This is a genomic window from Streptomyces sp. SID14436 (assembly GCF_010548465.1).
Lineage (GTDB): Bacteria > Actinomycetota > Actinomycetes > Streptomycetales > Streptomycetaceae > Streptomyces.
The window spans coordinates 1-16,387 of the sequence record NZ_JAAGMD010000854.1 but is presented as its reverse complement, the minus strand read 5'-3'; the positions used below and the strand labels follow the sequence as shown (position 1 = coordinate 16,387).

Genomic DNA, 16,387 nt, shown 5'->3' with positions numbered 1-16,387 from the left:
GGCCCGTGTCAGCCCTCGTCAGCCCGCCTTGGCCTCGCCGCCCCCGTACAGCACCCGGGTCAGGGACGCGTAGGTCACCCCGTGGTCGGCGAGCACCTCCGCGGGCACGCCGGGGCGTGCGGTCAGCGCGAGGAGCAGGTGCTCGTCGCCGATCGCGCGGTCGCGGTGGGCGGTGGCGGCCCGCAGCGCCCCCGTGAGGGCCTCCTTGGCGTCCCGGGCGAAGGGCCGGTGCCCCGACCGCCGCCCGCGGCCGCGCCGGTCACCGGACATCGCCCCGACGCCGTGCGCGTCCTCCACCCGGGCCACGATCTCCGACACGTCGATCCCCAGCCCGGCGAGAGCTTCCGTCTCGGCCTGGGTGAGCCCCGCCCGGCGTCGTGCCTCCCCCAGCGCCGCCCGCACCGACTCCCTGCCCTCCCCCAGCCCGAGAGCGCCCAGCGCGAAGGAACCCCGGCTGCCCTCCCGCTCCAGCAGGGCGAGCAGGAGATGCTCGGCGGTAACGGACGACGCCCCCGCCTCCTCGCTCTCCCGGACCGCCTCCTTGACCACAGCACGGGCATCCTTCGTGAACCGCTCGAACATCAATGCCTCCCGTATTTCTTGTGCACGGCCTGCCTGCTGACGCCGAGCTCGCCGGCGATCTCCTGCCACGACCAGCCCTGGTTGCGGGCGTTGCGCACCTGGACGGCCTCCAGCTGCTCCAGCAGACGGCGCAGCGCGGCGACGGCCCGCAGCCCCACCCGCGGATCGCGGTCACCGGCCCGCGCGGCCAGATCGGTTGCCTCACTCATGGTGTCAACTTACGTTGACACTCCCGCCACGTCAACCGAAGTTGACAGACGGAAGGGCCGGCCGCCCGACCGCGCCGCCGCGGAGAACGCCGACGGCCGGCCCGGAGGAGCCGGACCGGCCGTGACGAGAGGAAGCGCGGCGCCGGGGCGGCGCCGTGCGGGGATCAGGGGGCGGTGAGCACGATCTTCCCGAACTGCTCGCCGGACGCCATGCGTTCGAAGCCCTCACGGGCCCGGTCCATGGGCAGGACCTCGTCGATCACCGGACGCACACCCGTGGCGGCGCAGAAGGCGAGCAGGTCCTCCAGCTCGTCCTTGGTGCCCATGGTGGAGCCGACGACCTTGAGCTCCAGGAAGAAGATCCGGGTCAGTTCGGCGTGGGAGGGCCGGTCGCCACTGGTGGCACCGGAGATCACGAGGGTGCCGCCGGGCCGCAGCGACTTCACCGAGTGCGACCAGGTCGCCGCACCCACGGTCTCGATGACGGCGTCCACCCGCTGCGGCAGCCGCGCACCGGACTCCAGCGCCTCCACGGCACCCAGTTCCACCGCCCGCTTGCGCTTGGCCTCGTCCCGGCTGGTGGCGAAGACCCGCAGCCCGGCAGCCTTGCCGAGCACGATGGCCGCCGTCGCGACTCCCCCGCCCGCGCCCTGCACGAGCACCGAATCTCCGGGCCGTACCCCGGCGTTGGTGAACAGCATCCGGTACGCGGTCAGCCAGGCCGTGGGCAGACAGGCGGCCTCCTCGAAGGAGAGCTCCTTGGGCTTGGGCAGCACGTTCCAGGTGGGCACGGCGACCTGCTCGGCGAAGGTTCCCTGGTAGCGCTCGGTCAGGATCGACCGGGGCTCCTCGGGGCCCACCCCGTGACCGGTCTGCCCGATCACGGAGTGCAGGACGACCTCGTTGCCGTCCTCGTCGATCCCGGCGGCGTCGCAGCCGAGGATCATCGGCAGCTTGTCGTCGGTGAGCCCGACGCCACGCAGGGACCACAGGTCGTGATGGTTGAGGGAGGCGGCCTTGACCGTGACGGTACTCCAGCCGGGACGGACCTCGGGAGCCGGACGCTCTCCCAACTCCAGACCGGCCAGCGGCTGGTCGCGGTCGATTCGGGCGGCGTAGACAGCGAACATGACCTTGACCCTAGGTTCCCCGGCGCACCGAAGGAACAGCCCCGCGCTGTGACACACGCCCTGTTGCGCCGACGGGGACCGCCGGACGGGGGCCTGCCCGGCCCGACACGGACCACGGGCGCCCGCCGCAGCCACAGCCCCGCCCCACGGCCACCGGCCGCCCGCGACACCACCCGAGCCACCTGTCGCCCCCGGAAACCACCCGCCCGGCGCAACACCGGCCGGAAAATCGCGGTGACAAGGCATCGGCCCCGTCCACCGGGGACGGGGCCGATCCGTGAAGCGAGGAACCGCGACGCCGCCGTCAGCGGCGGGCCACTCCCTCGGCCCGCGCGGCCGCCGCCACCGCCGCCGTCACGGCGGGCGCGACCCGCTCGTCGAACGGCGAGGGGATGACGTAGTCCGCGGCGAGGTCGTCACCGACCACCGACGCCAGCGCCTCGGCGGCCGCCAGCTTCATGCCCTCGGTGATCCGCGAGGCACGCACCTGCAGGGCCCCGGCGAAGATGCCCGGGAACGCCAGCACGTTGTTGATCTGGTTCGGGAAGTCCGAACGCCCGGTGGCCACGACGGCCGCGTACTTGTGCGCGACCTCCGGATGCACCTCCGGGTTGGGGTTGGCCATGGCGAAGACGAACGCGCCCTTCGCCATCGACGCCACCGCGGGCTCCGCCACCGTGCCGCCGGACACGCCGATGAACACGTCGGCGCCCTCCAGGGCGGCCTCCAGCGTGCCGGAGATCCCGGTCTTGTTGGTGAACGAGGCCACCTCCGCCTTGATCGGCGTGAGGTCGTCCCGGTCCCGCGAGACGACGCCCTTGCGGTCGGCGACCGCGACGTCCCCGATACCGGCCTCGATCAGCATCTTGGCGATCGCGACACCCGCCGCTCCGGCGCCCGAGATGACGGCCCGCAGGTCGCCGAGGGGGCGCCCGCTCAGGCGCGCGGCGTTCCGCAGCGCCGCCAGCGTCACGACGGCCGTGCCGTGCTGGTCGTCGTGGAAGATCGGGATGTCCAGCCGCTCCTGCAGCCGGCGCTCGACCTCGAAGCACCGGGGCGCCGAGATGTCCTCCAGGTTGACCCCGCCGAAGGAGGGGGCCATCCGGACCACGGTCTCGACGATCTCGTCGACGTCGGTGCAGTTCAGGGCGATGGGAACGGCGTCCACACCACCGAACTGCTTGAAGAGGATCGCTTTGCCTTCCATCACCGGAAGGGACGCCTCGGGACCGATGTCCCCGAGACCCAGGACGGCCGTACCGTCGGTCACGACGGCGACGACCGATGACTTCCACGTGTAGTCGTGGACGAGGTCCGGCTGCTCGGCGATCGCGCTGCACACTTTCGCGACGCCGGGCGTGTACGCCAGGGACAGATCGTCCTTGTCGCGGATCGGCACGGTGGCCTGCACAGCCATCTTGCCGCCGCGGTGCAGCGCGAACGCCGGGTCGAAGGACTCCAGGGGCTCCGCCCCTGAACCCTCCTCGTTCTGCCCGTCCCGGCTTTCGCTGTCGCTGCGAGGATTGACAATCTCCGCTGCCACTTGGTTTTACCCCTTAAGTGTTCATGGTTTGAGGGTTTGCCACTCCTGGTGAGGGGTGGGCGGGACCGCGCAAGGCCCGATGGTGGATACGTACGGGCCGGGCGCGATGGGCGCGCCGCACACGCGCCCTGAGCCCCGGATGAGGGGTGTAAAGAACCTTCTTACCGGACGGACGCCACCGAGGACGAGTCCATAACGCGAAGGTCACAGACCGCCGCCAGGACTCATCGACCAATTTCAGGACAAGACCTGGACAAACGCGCGGCAACCGGTCGCGGGGCGCCAAACGCGGCGCCGCTCCACTCCCGATCTCCCGTTCCACCGAAGATCTTCCGGCCGGAATGGAAGATTCCCGCAACCTGTCCGGCCGTGATGTACCGGAGTGGTGCGGTTCGGGTGTGACCCGTTATCCGATTTTGACATGGCTGGCCCCCTGAATGGCTCAGTCCGAATGGCAAGATGCCGTAATCACACGGGGTCGCGACACTCGAAGACGTGTGTTGTTCTCGACCTGCGGCGTTGTCGATGCCTGTCGGCAACGGCCTCGACCCCATCGGCACTCCACCCATCCGCCGGAGGAACCACCATGACCGCAAGCACCACCCGTCGTACCACCGCCGCGCGCTCCCGGACTGCCGCGGTCGGCGCGATCGCGGTCGCAGGCGCACTGCTTCTCACCGGCTGCGGTGACCAGACCAAGGACAACGGGTCCAGCAACAGCGACACCAAGACCAGCGCCGCCCCGCTGGCCGACGAACTGCCCAAGTCGATCCGCGACAAGGGCGTCATCAAGGTCGGTTCGGACATCGCTTACGCACCCGTCGAGTTCAAGGACAGCTCCGGCAAGGTCGTCGGCATCGACCCCGACCTCGCGGCGGCCATGGGCAAGCAGCTCGGTGTCACGTTCGAGTTCGAGAACGGCACCTTCGACACTCTGATCACGGGTCTGCGCTCCAAGCGCTACGACATCGCCATGTCGGCGATGACCGACAACGCGGACCGCCAGAACGGCGTCGACCCCGCGACCGGCAAGAAGGTCGGCGAGGGCGTCGACTTCGTCGACTACTTCACCGCCGGCGTCTCGATCTACACCAAGAAGGGCGACGACCAGGGCATCAAGACCTGGTCCGACCTGTGCGGCAAGAAGATCGTGCTGCAGCGAGGCACGGTCTCCGAGGACCTCGCCAAGGCCGAGGCGAAGAAGTGCCCCGCCGGCAAGAAGCTCACCATCGAGCGCTTCGACAACGACCAGCAGGCCCAGACCCGGCTGCGCGCGGGCGGCGCGGACGCCGGCTCCTCGGACTTCCCGGTGGCCGCGTACGCCGTCAAGACCTCCGGCGGCGGCAACGACTTCCAGATCGTCGGCGAGCAGGTCGAGGCCGCGCCGTACGGCATCGCGGTCGCCAAGAACAACACCGAACTGCGGGACGCCCTCAAGGCCGCGCTGGACGCCATCATCGAGAACGGCGAATACCAGAAGATCATGGAGAAGTGGGGCGTCACGGACGGCGCGATCAAGGAAGCCACCATCAACGGTGGCAAGTGACCGCGAGCAAGCGGCACTGAAAGGCAACACCCGTGACTGTTGACATCGACAAGACGACGGGGCCGGACGGCCGGCCCCCGGCCGGACCGGAGGCCATCAAGGCCATTCCGGTCCGGCACTACGGGCGGTACGTCACCGCCGTCATCGCCCTGGCGCTGCTGGGCAGCATCATCTACGCCTTCTCCCAGGGCAAGATCAACTGGGGCGCGATCCCCGACTACTTCTTCAACGACCGCATCCTGGCCGGTGTGGGCAACACCCTGTTGCTCACCGTGCTGGCCATGGCGATCGGCATCGTCGGCGGCATCGTGCTCGCCGTCATGCGGCTCTCGCGGAACCCCGTGACCTCGGCGATCGCCTGGTTCTACATCTGGTTCTTCCGCGGCACGCCGGTCCTGGTGCAGCTGATCGTCTGGTTCAACCTGGGGCTGGTGTTCGAGTACATCAACCTCGGGCCGTTCTACCGGGACGAGTGGTCGGACTTCATGACCCCGCTCCTGACGGCGCTGCTGGGCCTCGGCCTCAACGAGGCCGCGTACATGGCGGAGATCTGCCGTGCGGGTCTGCTCTCGGTGGACGAGGGCCAGACCGAGGCGTCGCACGCGCTGGGCATGAGCCACGCGAAGACCCTGCGCCGGATCGTCATCCCGCAGGCCATGCGCGTGATCGTGCCGCCCACCGGCAACGAGGTCATCAACATGCTGAAGACGACCTCGCTGGTGTCCGTGGTGCAGTTCTCCGAACTGCTCCGCGTGGCACAGGACATCGGCCAGACCTCCGGGTCCCCCGCCGAGATGCTGTTCCTGGCGGCTGCCTGGTACCTCATGCTGACGTCGGTCTTCAGCGTCGGCCAGTACTACCTGGAGCGCCACTACGCCCGCGGTTCCACCCGGCAGCTGCCGCCCACGCCGATCCAGAAGGTGAAGGCGAACCTGTTGTCCCTCGGCCGCCCGAACGGAGGCCAGGCATGATCCAGAAGAAGAAGCAGACGGCCGCGCCGACGTCGGCCCGGGACTCCAGTGTCCCGATGGTCAAGGCGGAGGGCGTGCACAAGTCCTTCGGCCCGCTCGAGGTTCTCAAGGGCATCGACCTCGAGGTGAAGTGCGGTGAGGTGTTCTGCCTCATCGGACCGTCCGGTTCCGGCAAGTCGACCTTCCTCCGGTGCATCAACCACCTGGAGAAGATCAACGCCGGCCGTCTCTACGTCGACGGCGAGCTGGTCGGCTACCGCCAGAAGGGCGACAAGCTCTACGAGCTCAAGGACAGTGAGGTCGCGCTCAACCGCCGGGACATCGGCATGGTCTTCCAGCGCTTCAACCTGTTCCCGCACATGACCGCGCTGGAGAACGTCATCGAGGCGCCGGTGCAGGTCCGGGGCGCCAACAAGGCGGAGGCCAAGGAGCGCGCGATGCAGCTCCTGGAGCGGGTGGGTCTCGGGGACAAGGCCAAGAGCTACCCCTCGCAGCTGTCCGGCGGTCAGCAGCAGCGGGTGGCCATCGCCCGGGCCCTCGCCATGGAGCCCAAGCTGATGCTCTTCGACGAGCCGACCTCGGCGCTCGACCCGGAGCTGGTGGGTGACGTCCTGGACGTCATGCGCGACCTGGCCGAGTCGGGCATGACGATGGTCGTCGTCACCCACGAGATGGGCTTCGCCCGCGAGGTGGGCGACAGCCTGGTCTTCATGGACGGCGGTGTGGTCGTCGAATCCGGCCACCCACGGGACGTGCTGACCGACCCGCAGCACGAGCGCACGAAGTCGTTCCTGTCCAAGGTCTTCTGAGGCCGCGGACGGGCACGGACACCCAGGGGCGGTACGGATGTCTCCGTACCGCCCCTTCGGCGTTCACCGGCCGGGCCGGCCGGCTCACTTCAGCGCGAGCAGCAGCGTGTCCGAGGGTGAGCACCACACCGGCCGGGTCTCGGTGAAGCCGTGGTCACGCAGGGTGCGGGCGTGCCAGTCGGCGGAGGGCATGTCGCCGTCGGCGTGCTCGCCGTAGATCTCGAAGCGGCGGGCGGTGGGTTCGGCGAGGACCGGGTCCTTCGCGGCGAGCTGCCACCATTCGGCCCAGTCGAGGGCGCCGTCCTGCCTGGCTCGATCCATGCGGGCGTGGCGCAGGGCGCGCTCGGCCGCGTTGATCCGGGGCGTCGTCTCGTCGATCATGTGGTCCGCGTTCATGAAGACACCGCCGTCGCGCACCAGGCCCGCGAGGCGTCCGTAGAGGTCCGCGAGGGGTTCCCGGTGCAGCCAGTGGAGGGCGGTCGCGGTCAGCACGGCGTCGTACGTGTCGTGCGGCAGCGCGGACGGCCAGTCGGGGTCCTTGAGGTCGGCCGTGACCAGGGTGACCCGCTCGTCGCCCGCGAAGGTGCCCTCGGCGATCGCGAGCAGCGCCGGGTCGAGGTCGACACCGGTGCTGGTGGCGTCCGGGAACCGGTCGAGCAGCCGGGCGGTGATGCTGCCGGTGCCGCAGGCCAGGTCGAGGACGCGCGGGGAGGTCCCGACGAGGGCCTCGACCATGTCGAGCATGACGCGGAACCGCTCCTCGCGGTCGGGCATGTACCACTCCTGCTGGCGGTCCCAGCTGCGCTGCCAGCCCTGCCAGTCGGTGGTGGTCGTCGGTGTGTCCGTCATCGAGCCCCTCCTCGCGCGTCACGTAATACCCTGAAAGCACGATCGTCTGTTACCCGACCGCAGGCACGACCCTAAAGCCCCTTCGTAAGGACTACAAGTGGAACTGGCCTATTACTCGGATTACGCCGTCCGTCTCGTCAACACCGAGGAGCCGGCCCGGGGCAAGGACGCGCTGACCTCCGTCGAGGCGGTCCGCGGTCTGTTCGGGGCCAACCAGTCCGCGGCACGCCGCGCGACCGAGGCCGACCTGACGCGTTTCCGCTCGGTCCGCGGACGGCTCCGCTCGGTCTTCGAGGCGGCGGACGGCGGCGACGAGACCCTCGCCGTGGACCTGCTGAACTCGCTGCTGCTGGAGTTCCCGGTCAGCCCGCAGATCTCCGGACACGACGTGCGGGACGACGACGGACGCCCGCTGTGGCACATGCACCTGGCCGACCACCCGTCCAACGCGACCGCCGGCTACGCCGCCATCGCCGCGATGGGCCTGGCCTTCCACCTCACGGAGTACGGCGTCGACCGGCTCGGCCTGTGCGAGGCACCGCCCTGCCGCAACGCCTACCTGGACACCTCCACGAACCGCTCCCGGCGCTACTGCTCCGACCGCTGCGCGACCCGCGCGAACGTGGCCGCCTACCGCGCCCGCAAGCGCCTGGAGACCGGGCGGGCGGACAGCACGGGCCGGGCGGCGGAGAGCGCCCAGACCACCAGCGCCAGCGGGGAGCGCTGAGCGGCCCGGCGGGGCCGGTACCGGAAGCGCACCCTGCCCAGCACCAGCTCGTCCGGCACCGTCCCGTAGTCGGTGCTGTCGCCCCCGGCGTACGTGTTGTCCCCGCGCACCCACCAGCCGCCCTCGCGGCGCTCGGTGGCCCGCTTGACGACCAGCAGGTCCTGCTGGAACGGATGGCGCAGCACCACCACGTCACCCGGGCGGACCCGGGCCCCGTAGTGCACCAGGAGCCGGTCCCCGTGGTGCAGTGTGGGCACCATGGACGGTCCGGTCACCTCCGCCACCCCGAAGGGCAGCGGCGCACTCGACCGCTCGGCGTCCTGCGACAGCTCCGGCATCCTCCGGCACCTCCCCGGTTCTTTCCTCCACCAGTCTCAGTCTCACCCCGGACTTTTGTCCTAAGCCCGTGGGGGCACCCGCGAAAAGGTGTCGGCCACGGAGTAATGTCCAGTGTGAGAAGACGATCACGAGGAAGGAACGCTCCATGCTTTCCCGCCTGTTTGCCCCCAAGGTCAAGGTCAGCGCCCACTGCGACCTGCCCTGCGGCGTGTACGACCCTGCCCAGGCCCGCATCGAGGCGGAGTCGGTGAAGGCCGTCCAGGAGAAGATGGCCGGCAACGACGACCCGCACTTCCAGGCACGCGCCACCGTCATCAAGGAGCAGCGTGCCGAGCTGGCGAAGCACCACGTCTCCGTGCTGTGGAGCGACTACTTCAAGCCCCCGCACTTCGAGAAGTACCCGGAGCTGCACCAGCTCGTCAACGACACCCTGAAGGCCCTGTCCGCCGCCAAGGCGTCCACCGACCCGGCGACCGGCCAGAAGGCCCTCGACTACATCGCCCAGATCGACAAGATCTTCTGGGAGACCAAGAAGGCTTGATCCCACCCTCGGTCGTGCCCCCACCGGTTCCCGGTGGGGCCTCGTGGGTCTCGGGCTTCACGAAGGGGTCCGTCCGCAGCTGTGCGGCCGGGCCCCTTCGGGCTGTCCGGGGACGGACGAGGGGCGCGGCGCGTGGGATCTCAGGGATTCGGCGGTGCTGTGGGCCCGTCCGCCCCGGACGGGTCGGCGTGGGGTTCGGCGGGCGCGGCGGGGTCGGTGGGGGCCGGGGGGACGTAGTCCGCGCACCGGGGGTTCTGGCAGGGGCCCTTCACCCAGGAGGGGACCCACGCGCCGAGCGTCTTGCGACGTCGGACGACCAACTCGACCGGCTGTCCGCAGGAGGGACACGCGTGCTCTTCGCTGCCCATGCCCTCAGGGTAGGCCCGGGGGCGGCTCAGCGCTCCCTGCTGTACGCGCGCACCATCACCCCGTTGCCGAAGGTGCGGACGGAATCGAGGGTGAACGGCCGGACCGAGAAGCCGGCCGTGAACATCGGCAGGCCGGCACCCTGCACGATCGGGTAGGTCTTGATGACCAGCTCGTCGATCTCCTCGGCCAGCTCGCCGGCGACGTCGGCTCCGCCGCAGAGGTAGATGCCGAGCCCGCCCTTCTCCGCCTTCAGCGCGCGGACCCGGCCGACGAGGTCGTCCGCGACGATCTCCACGTTGGGATCAGGGGATTCCGTCAGGGTGCGGGAGGCGACGTACTCGCGCAGGTGGGCGTACGGGCTGGTGATGCCCTCCTTCAGGGCCAGGTCGTAGCTGGCCCGCCCCTGGACGACGGTGTCGAACCGCCGGTTCGGCAGGTCGTCGATGCCCAGGGCGCGGCGGACGTGGGTGGGCAGGGTCTCGGGATACTCCGCCTTGAGGTAGGCGAGGAACTCCTCGTCCACGTAGGCCGTCATCGCCGCGGCGTCGCCGGCCGGGTCTCCGATGTATCCGTCGATCGAGCACGCGATGTAGTAGGTGAGCTTTCGCATCCCGGTTTCCTTCCGTAGGCTCCGTCCCGGTTCAACCACCACGTTTGTAGTACTTCAGCTGGAGTGGTTGCAACAGGTTTTACGGATCGACTCACGAGTGGGAGAGGGGATTCCACATGGTCGCCAACCCGGAGCGGCGAACGGCACTGGTCGACGCCGGGATCGAGGTGCTCGCCCTGCAGGGTGCCCGGGGGCTGACGTTCCGCGCGGTGGACGGGCAGGCGGGGGTCCCCGTGGGCACCGCGTCGAACTACTTCGCCGGGCGGGACGACCTGCTGCGCCAGATGGACGCCCGGCTGCATGTGCGGCTCGCGCCGGATCCCGCGGTGGTCGCCGGACTGCTGGAGCGGCCCCGGGACCGTGACCTCGTCACCGCGTTCATGCACGATCTGATCCGGCGGGCGACCGGCGACCGCACGGGATGGCTGGCGATGCTGGAGATGCGCCTGGAGGCCACCCGGCGGCCCGGACTGCGCGCCTCCTTCACCCGGTCGGTGCGGGCCGATCTGGTGGAGGGGATGGAGTTCCAGCGGACCGCCGGGCTGCCCGGGGGCGACGAGACGGTGGCGGTGCTCTACCTGGCCATGCTCGGTCTGATCGTGGAGCACCTGACCCTGCCCGGCGTGCTCGACGGCGTCCTGCCGGGAGTGTCCGTGCCGGACGGGCTGGTGGACCGGATCGTGGCCGCCATCGTGCCGGACGGCCCGGACGGCCCGGACGTCCCGGACGGCCCGGGCAGTCCAAACGGCACGGGCGGTCCGGACGGCCGCTGACCACGGCTTGCCTCCCCGGCCTCCCCGGCCTCCGAGGCGGCTCGGGCTCAGGCTCGGGCTCAGGCGCGGTCCAGGCGTCCCCGGGGCACGTGCCGGCACGACGGGACCGCCGAGCCGGGACGGGCGCGGGGCCGCGGCGGCCGTGCCGGGGAGGGTGAGGATGCCGGGCGCGGCTGCCGGGCCGCTCCCTCGGGCCACACGACGTCCACCGGTACGCCCCGGGCGCGGGCGAAGGCCACCAGGTGGGCGGTGGCGTCCCGCCCGTCGGACGGGGAGCCGTCCCACACCGCCAGCAGCAGGCTGCCGTCGGCCACCATCCGCTCGTCGGCGCGCACGCAGGCGTCCCGGTCGGCGGGGTCGTACTCCAGGAGCCGCACCCGGTCGGCGAGGGTCAGCAGCTCACCGGTCGCCAGGCGGTCGGGCCGGAGCGGCACGGCGGGGACCCCGTCACGGGTGGGGATCGCGACGACCAGGCGGCGGCCCGCGGCCCGCGCCGCCCGCCCGAAGGCCAGGGCGGAGCCGGCCCCGGACCGCACGACGGCCGGTCCACGGGCGAGGCGCTCGAGACGTCTGTGCAGGGCGGACTCCACCAGACGCAGGGTGTCCGGTGTCAGATCGGCGTGTCCGACCACCGTGACCTGCGCGTCCGCCGTTCCGTCGCCCCTCGCCGCGTCGCTCATCCCGCCCCTTGTCGTCCCCTCGTCCGGCATCCGCCGGGACCTCGGGCCGTCGGCGGACGGTGCTGCCGGGGCCAGTGAAGCGGGGACGGCATCTCCGCGACCAGGGCCGAACGTCCCCCGCTCCCGCTGGGAATTCTCCTCGCTCCGCCGAGGGCCGGGGATTTCCGGGCTCCGCGGGAGGCTCAGGCTCGGACGGGCCGGGCCGGCGCTGCGGTCCGGAGCGGCGGCCGTCCCGGGGCGGCCCACCGGCCCGGGGTCACGTGGCCGTGTCGGTGCGGGGTTCGCGCCACATGGGCCACATGTACGGGCCGTCGGGGAGGGCGAGGGGCTCTCCGGCGGCCTCAAAGCCGAGGCGCTCGTAGAGAGTGCGGCTGCGCGCGCTGCTGGCCTCCAGGTAGGCCGGCAGCCCGGTGCGGTCGCAGCGGTCGAGGACCGCCCCGATCAGCGCGGTGCCCAGGCCCTCACCCTGCCGGCCGGGGGCCACGCCGATCATCCACAGGTAGGCGTGGGCCCGTCCCGAGGGGTGGATGCCCGCCGTCAGGCGACCGATCAGCTCCACCCGTTCGTTGTCCGGGTCTACGGCTTCCCGCACCAGTGCCGGACCGTCGTCCTCCTCGTTCGCGTCGCCCCCGTGGTCGTCCGCGGGCACGGGGAGCCACAGCGCGCAGGCGGCGCCGTCCTCGGTGAGGTCGATCCACCCGTCCGCCATCACGATGTCGGTGAAGGAGGCCATGAGGCGGTGGTGCGTCGTCCGGCGGTACTCCTCACCGGGGAAGACCCAACTGCTCACCGGGTCGTCCTGGAACGCCGCGTCCAGCAGCCGGACCACCCGCTCCCGGTCCTGCTCCCCCGCCGTCCGGATCGCCACGCCCATGTCCACCCCTTTGCCTCAACCCTCGTGTGATGTACGGGGGTTGAGCCTAACGTCCGTGTCCCGCACGGGAGTTCGGGAAGCGGACGAAGGGCGGGTGGCGCGGGGCGCGGGCCCCGCACATCGTGGGGAAGTGCGGGACCCGCCGGACCCGTGCCCGCGGCGACCGTGCGGCGTCAGGAGCCGCACGGGCCCGGGCTCCGGGGTTCGGTGCGACAGCCGCCCGGGACACCCGCGGGACCCTTCCCGCGTCCTCGGTGCCCGGGCGAACCGTCAGGTGGTGCGCCGTGTCACGAACTCGGCCAGGGCCAGCAGCCCGCCCGCGGCCTCCGGGTCCGGCACGGCACGGGCCAGCTCCTGCATCGCCCGGGCCATCCGGTCGGCCGCCTGGGCCTGCGCCCAGTCCCGGCCGCCCGCCCGTTCCACGGTCAGCGTGATCCGCTCCAGGTCCTCCTTCGCGTGCGGGGCCGCGTACAGGGCGGCCAGTTCGGCGGCGGCCGGACCACCGGAGGTGAGCGCGGCCACCACGGGCAGGGACTTCTTGCGTGCGGCCAAGTCCGCGCCGGCCGGTTTGCCGGTGTGCCGCGGGTCGCCCCATATGCCGATCACGTCGTCGATGAGCTGGAAGGCGAGCCCGGCCTCCCGGCCGAACGCGTCCAGCGCGGCCACATCGGCTTCCGGGGCGTCCGCGTACAGCGCCCCCACGGCACAGGCACAGCCGAGGAGTGCGCCCGTCTTGGCCTCGGCCATGGCGAGTGTCTCCGCCAGGGTGACGTCCCGCGGAGGGCGCCCCTCCATGGCCGTGTCCGCGTGCTGGCCCGCGCACAGCTCGATGACGCACTGGGCCAGCCGGGCCGCGGCCGCAGGAGCCGCCGGGTGCGCGTCCTCGGCGAGCAGCCGGAGGGCGAGCGCCTGGAGCGCGTCACCGGCGAGGATCGCGGCGGCGTCACCGAAGACGGTCCACGCGGTGGGCCGGTGACGGCGGGTGGTGTCACGGTCCATCACGTCGTCGTGCAACAGCGTGAAGTTGTGGACCAGTTCCACCGCCGCCGCGGCCCGGACGGCGGCCGCCCGCGCACCGGGGCCGCCGAGGGCCGAGGCCCCGGCGAGCACCAGTGCGGGACGGATCGCCTTGCCGGAACCGCCGGCGGCCGGAGTGCCGTCCGCGTGCTCCCAGCCGAAGTGGTAGCGCGCGATGCGGCGCATCGGGCCGGGCAGGGTGCCGACCGCGGCCCGCAGCACCGGGTCGACCTCCGCCCGGGCACGCTCCAGCAGCATCGTCGCCTCGTGCCCGTCGGCGGGACGGTGTTCCGTCTCCGTCCTGAGCTCCGTCATGGACGCACCCCTGGTCTCGGAGGATGAGCGGAGGGTGGCGCAGCTGCCGTGGTCGAGCCCGTACCCCCAGGGTGTACCCGCCCGCGGGGCCGGGGACACGGTGTGCGGGCCGGGCGTTGCGGTGCGGTCACCGCCAGCGGCCGATCTCGACGTTCTCCAGGACCCCGAGCGCGTCCGGGACCAGCACCGCGGCCGAGTGGTAGGCCGTGACCAGGTACTTGATGATGGCCTGTTCGTTGATGCCCATGAAGCGCACGGACAGGCCCGGCTCGATCTCGTCGGGCAGGCCGGCGGCCCGCAGTCCGATGACGCCCTGGTCCTCCTCGCCCGTACGCAGGGCGATGATGGAGGTGGTGCGGGCCTCCGTCACCGGGATCTTGTTGCAGGGGTAGAGGGGCACACCGCGCCAGGTGGGGATGCGGTTGCCGCCCACGTCGATGGTCTCCGGGACCAGGCCCCGCTTGTTCAGCTCACGGCCGAACGCGGCGATCGCCCGCGGATGGGCGAGCAGCATCTTGGTGCCGCGCCGCCGGCTGAGCAGCTCGTCCATGTCGTCGGGGCCGGGCACGCCGTCGTGGGGCTGGATCCGCTGGTCGTACTCGCAGTTGTGGAGCAGACCGAAGTCGCGGTTGTTGATCAGTTCGTGTTCCTGGCGCTCCTTCAGGGCCTCGACCGTCAGCCGGATCTGCTGTTCCGTCTGGTTCATGGGCTGGTTGTAGAGGTCGGCCACGCGGGTGTGGATGCGCAGCACGGTCTGGGCGACGCTGAGTTCGTACTCGCGCGGGCTGGCCTCGTAGTCGACGAAGGTGTGCGGGATGTCCGGCTCGCCGGTGTGGCCGGCCGCCAGCTCGATCGCCTTCTCGCCGTACTTGTTGGTGCGCTGACCGGGGATGGAGCGGAGCCCCTGAAGGTGCTCCCGCAGGGGTTCGGACCGCTCGGCGACCTGCTCGAACGCCTCGCGCGGCAGGACCAGCACGGTGCAGGCGGTGAGCGTGCGGGCCGTGTACTCCCAGATGGCGCCGTCGTCGAGCAGGGCCTGGTCGCCGAAGTAGGAGCCGTCGGCGAGGACGCCGAGGGACTCGTCGCTGCCGTAGGGGCCGGTGCCGATCTTCTCCACCCGGCCGTGGGCCAGCAGGTAGACCTCGTCGGCCGGGCTGCCGAACGAGGCGACGACCTGGCCCGGTTCGATCTCCCGCTGCCGGCAGCGGGTCGCCAGCTCGGACAGCACCTCCTGGTCCTCGAACGACCGCAGGGCGGGCAGCTCGCCCAGCTCCGCGGGAATGATCTCGACACGGTCGCCGGTCTTGACGAACGTCAACCGGCCGTCCCCCACGGCGTACGTCAGCCGCCGGTTGACCCTGTACGTACCGCCCTGCACGTCCACCCAGGGCAGCATGCGCAGCAGCCAGCGCGAGCTGATCTCCTGCATCTGCGGCACTGACTTGGTGGTGGTGGCCAGGTTCCGCGCGGCAGCCGTACCAAGACTCTGCTGCGGCCGGGTCTGCTCCGTGCGGACCTCTTCGCCTACCGACATAGAGAAATGCCCTCCCAGTTGTGATCCACGCCCATCGGTGCCGGGCATCGATCTGCGCGATCAAGATTTCCTCACGGAGCGCGTCTGCGCCATTACCCGAATGAGCGGGAATGGATCACTCGCCGCCTGGGCATCCATGGGGATTCCGTTTCGCGGGTCCGCAGTGGCCGCACCGTGTCCGGATCGGCTCGCACAGAGACCGAACGGAAGGTTCCGGTCCCTCCGTATAGGTAAAGCACCGGTACAAGACGGCCGCGACCGGCGGCCGTCCCGCAGTGCGAAGGAGGGCGGTCATGGCCCCACCCATGTCCGCGAGCGCGTTCCTGCGCGCTCTCAAGGCGGAGGGTCTGACGGTCGTCAAGGTCGGCGACTGGCGCGACCACAACCGCAACCACAAGGGCCCCTGGGGGCCGGTGCACGGCGTGATGATCCATCACACGGTCACCAAGGGCAGTGCGAAGACTGTCGAGTTGTGCCGCAAGGGCTACTCGGGCCTGCCGGGCCCGCTGTGCCACGGCGTCATCACCAAGGACGGCCGGGTGCACCTCGTCGGCTACGGCCGGGCCAACCACGCCGGTCTGGGCGACGACGACGTGCTGCGGGCGGTGATCGCGGAGAAGCGCCTGCCGCCGGACAACGAGGCGAACACCGACGGCAACCGGCACTTCTACGGCTTCGAGTGCGAGAACCTGGGCGACGGCGAGGATCCCTGGCCGGCGGCGCAGCTGGAGGCCATCGAGAGAGCCGCCGCCGCGGTGTGCCGCCACCACGGCTGGAACGAGCGCTCGGTGATCGGGCACCTGGAGTGGCAGCCGGGGAAGGTGGACCCGCGCGGGTTCACCATGACGTCGATGCGCAAGCGGATCGGCGACCGCCTGAAGTGAGACGGCCGGCGTCCGTCGCACGGGAACGACGGAGACGACGGCGGGGCGGCCGCCCGGGGTGACCGGGCCGGCCGCCCCGCCGCCG

General features: G+C 71.2%; 19 protein-coding genes. 7 read left to right on the top strand and 12 right to left on the bottom strand.

Features of this window, described 5'->3' with window-relative positions:
- Window positions 1-18 precede the first annotated feature (18 nt).
- The 4 genes from G3I53_RS31455 to G3I53_RS31440 form a co-directional block, all read right to left on the bottom strand.
- Window positions 19-582, bottom strand: coding sequence for a Clp protease N-terminal domain-containing protein (locus G3I53_RS31455; RefSeq protein WP_164439011.1), 564 nt, complete (start codon window positions 580-582; stop codon window positions 19-21).
- Complete coding sequence (locus G3I53_RS31450) at window positions 582-791, bottom strand: HTH domain-containing protein (protein ID WP_164336527.1); 210 nt, start codon at window positions 789-791, stop codon at window positions 582-584. Before G3I53_RS31450 ends, G3I53_RS31455 begins: the two co-directional genes overlap by 1 nt.
- A gap of 164 nt (window positions 792-955) precedes the next feature.
- On the bottom strand, window positions 956-1,921 hold the full coding sequence (locus tag G3I53_RS31445) for a zinc-binding dehydrogenase (RefSeq protein ID WP_164336525.1): 966 nt from the start codon (window positions 1,919-1,921) through the stop codon (window positions 956-958).
- 304 nt (window positions 1,922-2,225) lie between these two features.
- Window positions 2,226-3,464, bottom strand: coding sequence for an NADP-dependent malic enzyme (locus G3I53_RS31440; protein WP_164336523.1), 1,239 nt, complete (start codon window positions 3,462-3,464; stop codon window positions 2,226-2,228).
- A 586-nt stretch (window positions 3,465-4,050) separates the two neighbouring features.
- On the opposite strand from G3I53_RS31440, the gene G3I53_RS31435 reads away from it, so the two are divergent.
- Genes G3I53_RS31435 through G3I53_RS31425 form a run of 3 tightly spaced genes read left to right on the top strand, consistent with a single transcriptional unit; the run spans window position 4,051 to window position 6,790 of the window.
- Complete coding sequence (locus G3I53_RS31435) at window positions 4,051-5,010, top strand: ABC transporter substrate-binding protein (protein WP_164336521.1); 960 nt, start codon at window positions 4,051-4,053, stop codon at window positions 5,008-5,010.
- 32 nt (window positions 5,011-5,042) lie between these two features.
- Complete coding sequence (locus G3I53_RS31430) at window positions 5,043-5,981, top strand: amino acid ABC transporter permease (RefSeq protein ID WP_164336519.1); 939 nt, start codon at window positions 5,043-5,045, stop codon at window positions 5,979-5,981.
- Window positions 5,982-6,037: 56 nt separating this feature from the next.
- Window positions 6,038-6,790, top strand: coding sequence for an amino acid ABC transporter ATP-binding protein (locus G3I53_RS31425; protein WP_164336531.1), 753 nt, complete (start codon window positions 6,038-6,040; stop codon window positions 6,788-6,790).
- A gap of 84 nt (window positions 6,791-6,874) precedes the next feature.
- Here the strand turns inward: G3I53_RS31425 and G3I53_RS31420 are convergent, their stop codons facing one another.
- Complete coding sequence (locus G3I53_RS31420) at window positions 6,875-7,639, bottom strand: class I SAM-dependent methyltransferase (protein ID WP_164336517.1); 765 nt, start codon at window positions 7,637-7,639, stop codon at window positions 6,875-6,877.
- 97 nt (window positions 7,640-7,736) lie between these two features.
- Between G3I53_RS31420 and G3I53_RS31415 the strand changes: the two genes are divergently transcribed.
- On the top strand, window positions 7,737-8,366 hold the full coding sequence (locus G3I53_RS31415) for a CGNR zinc finger domain-containing protein (RefSeq protein WP_164336515.1): 630 nt from the start codon (window positions 7,737-7,739) through the stop codon (window positions 8,364-8,366).
- On the opposite strand, the gene sodX is transcribed toward G3I53_RS31415, so the two are convergent.
- Complete coding sequence (gene sodX, locus G3I53_RS31410) at window positions 8,270-8,704, bottom strand: nickel-type superoxide dismutase maturation protease (protein WP_164336513.1); 435 nt, start codon at window positions 8,702-8,704, stop codon at window positions 8,270-8,272. The two genes, G3I53_RS31415 and sodX, sit on opposite strands and share 97 nt — an antisense overlap.
- A 146-nt stretch (window positions 8,705-8,850) precedes the next feature.
- Here sodX and sodN point away from each other — a divergent pair, with 146 nt between their 5' ends.
- Window positions 8,851-9,246 (top strand): superoxide dismutase, Ni, encoded by a 396-nt coding sequence (gene sodN / locus G3I53_RS31405; RefSeq protein ID WP_004983535.1) that lies wholly within the window; start codon window positions 8,851-8,853, stop codon window positions 9,244-9,246.
- A 140-nt stretch (window positions 9,247-9,386) separates the two neighbouring features.
- Here sodN and G3I53_RS31400 read toward each other — a convergent pair whose 3' ends face one another.
- Both G3I53_RS31400 and G3I53_RS31395 read right to left on the bottom strand, forming a co-directional pair.
- On the bottom strand, window positions 9,387-9,614 hold the full coding sequence (locus G3I53_RS31400; protein WP_164336508.1) for a hypothetical protein: 228 nt from the start codon (window positions 9,612-9,614) through the stop codon (window positions 9,387-9,389).
- A 26-nt stretch (window positions 9,615-9,640) separates the two neighbouring features.
- Entirely contained in the window at window positions 9,641-10,225 is a 585-nt protein-coding gene (locus G3I53_RS31395; protein WP_164336511.1) for a dihydrofolate reductase family protein, read from the bottom strand.
- Window positions 10,226-10,341: 116 nt separating this feature from the next.
- Here G3I53_RS31395 and G3I53_RS31390 point away from each other — a divergent pair, with 116 nt between their 5' ends.
- Complete coding sequence (locus G3I53_RS31390; protein ID WP_164336509.1) at window positions 10,342-10,998, top strand: TetR/AcrR family transcriptional regulator; 657 nt, start codon at window positions 10,342-10,344, stop codon at window positions 10,996-10,998.
- Window positions 10,999-11,057: 59 nt separating this feature from the next.
- Here the strand turns inward: G3I53_RS31390 and G3I53_RS31385 are convergent, their stop codons facing one another.
- From G3I53_RS31385 to G3I53_RS31370, 4 genes are all read right to left on the bottom strand, one after another.
- A complete protein-coding gene (locus G3I53_RS31385) occupies window positions 11,058-11,678 on the bottom strand; it encodes a hypothetical protein (protein WP_343240722.1) in 621 nt (206 codons plus the stop codon).
- A gap of 256 nt (window positions 11,679-11,934) precedes the next feature.
- Complete coding sequence (locus G3I53_RS31380; protein ID WP_164338738.1) at window positions 11,935-12,552, bottom strand: GNAT family N-acetyltransferase; 618 nt, start codon at window positions 12,550-12,552, stop codon at window positions 11,935-11,937.
- Window positions 12,553-12,822: 270 nt separating this feature from the next.
- On the bottom strand, window positions 12,823-13,884 hold the full coding sequence (locus G3I53_RS31375; RefSeq protein WP_164439010.1) for a family 2 encapsulin nanocompartment cargo protein polyprenyl transferase: 1,062 nt from the start codon (window positions 13,882-13,884) through the stop codon (window positions 12,823-12,825).
- A 127-nt stretch (window positions 13,885-14,011) separates the two neighbouring features.
- Complete coding sequence (locus G3I53_RS31370) at window positions 14,012-15,418, bottom strand: family 2B encapsulin nanocompartment shell protein (protein ID WP_164337862.1); 1,407 nt, start codon at window positions 15,416-15,418, stop codon at window positions 14,012-14,014.
- A 293-nt stretch (window positions 15,419-15,711) separates the two neighbouring features.
- On the opposite strand from G3I53_RS31370, the gene G3I53_RS31365 reads away from it, so the two are divergent.
- A complete protein-coding gene (locus G3I53_RS31365; protein ID WP_203592487.1) occupies window positions 15,712-16,302 on the top strand; it encodes an N-acetylmuramoyl-L-alanine amidase in 591 nt (196 codons plus the stop codon).
- Window positions 16,303-16,387: the final 85 nt, after the last annotated feature.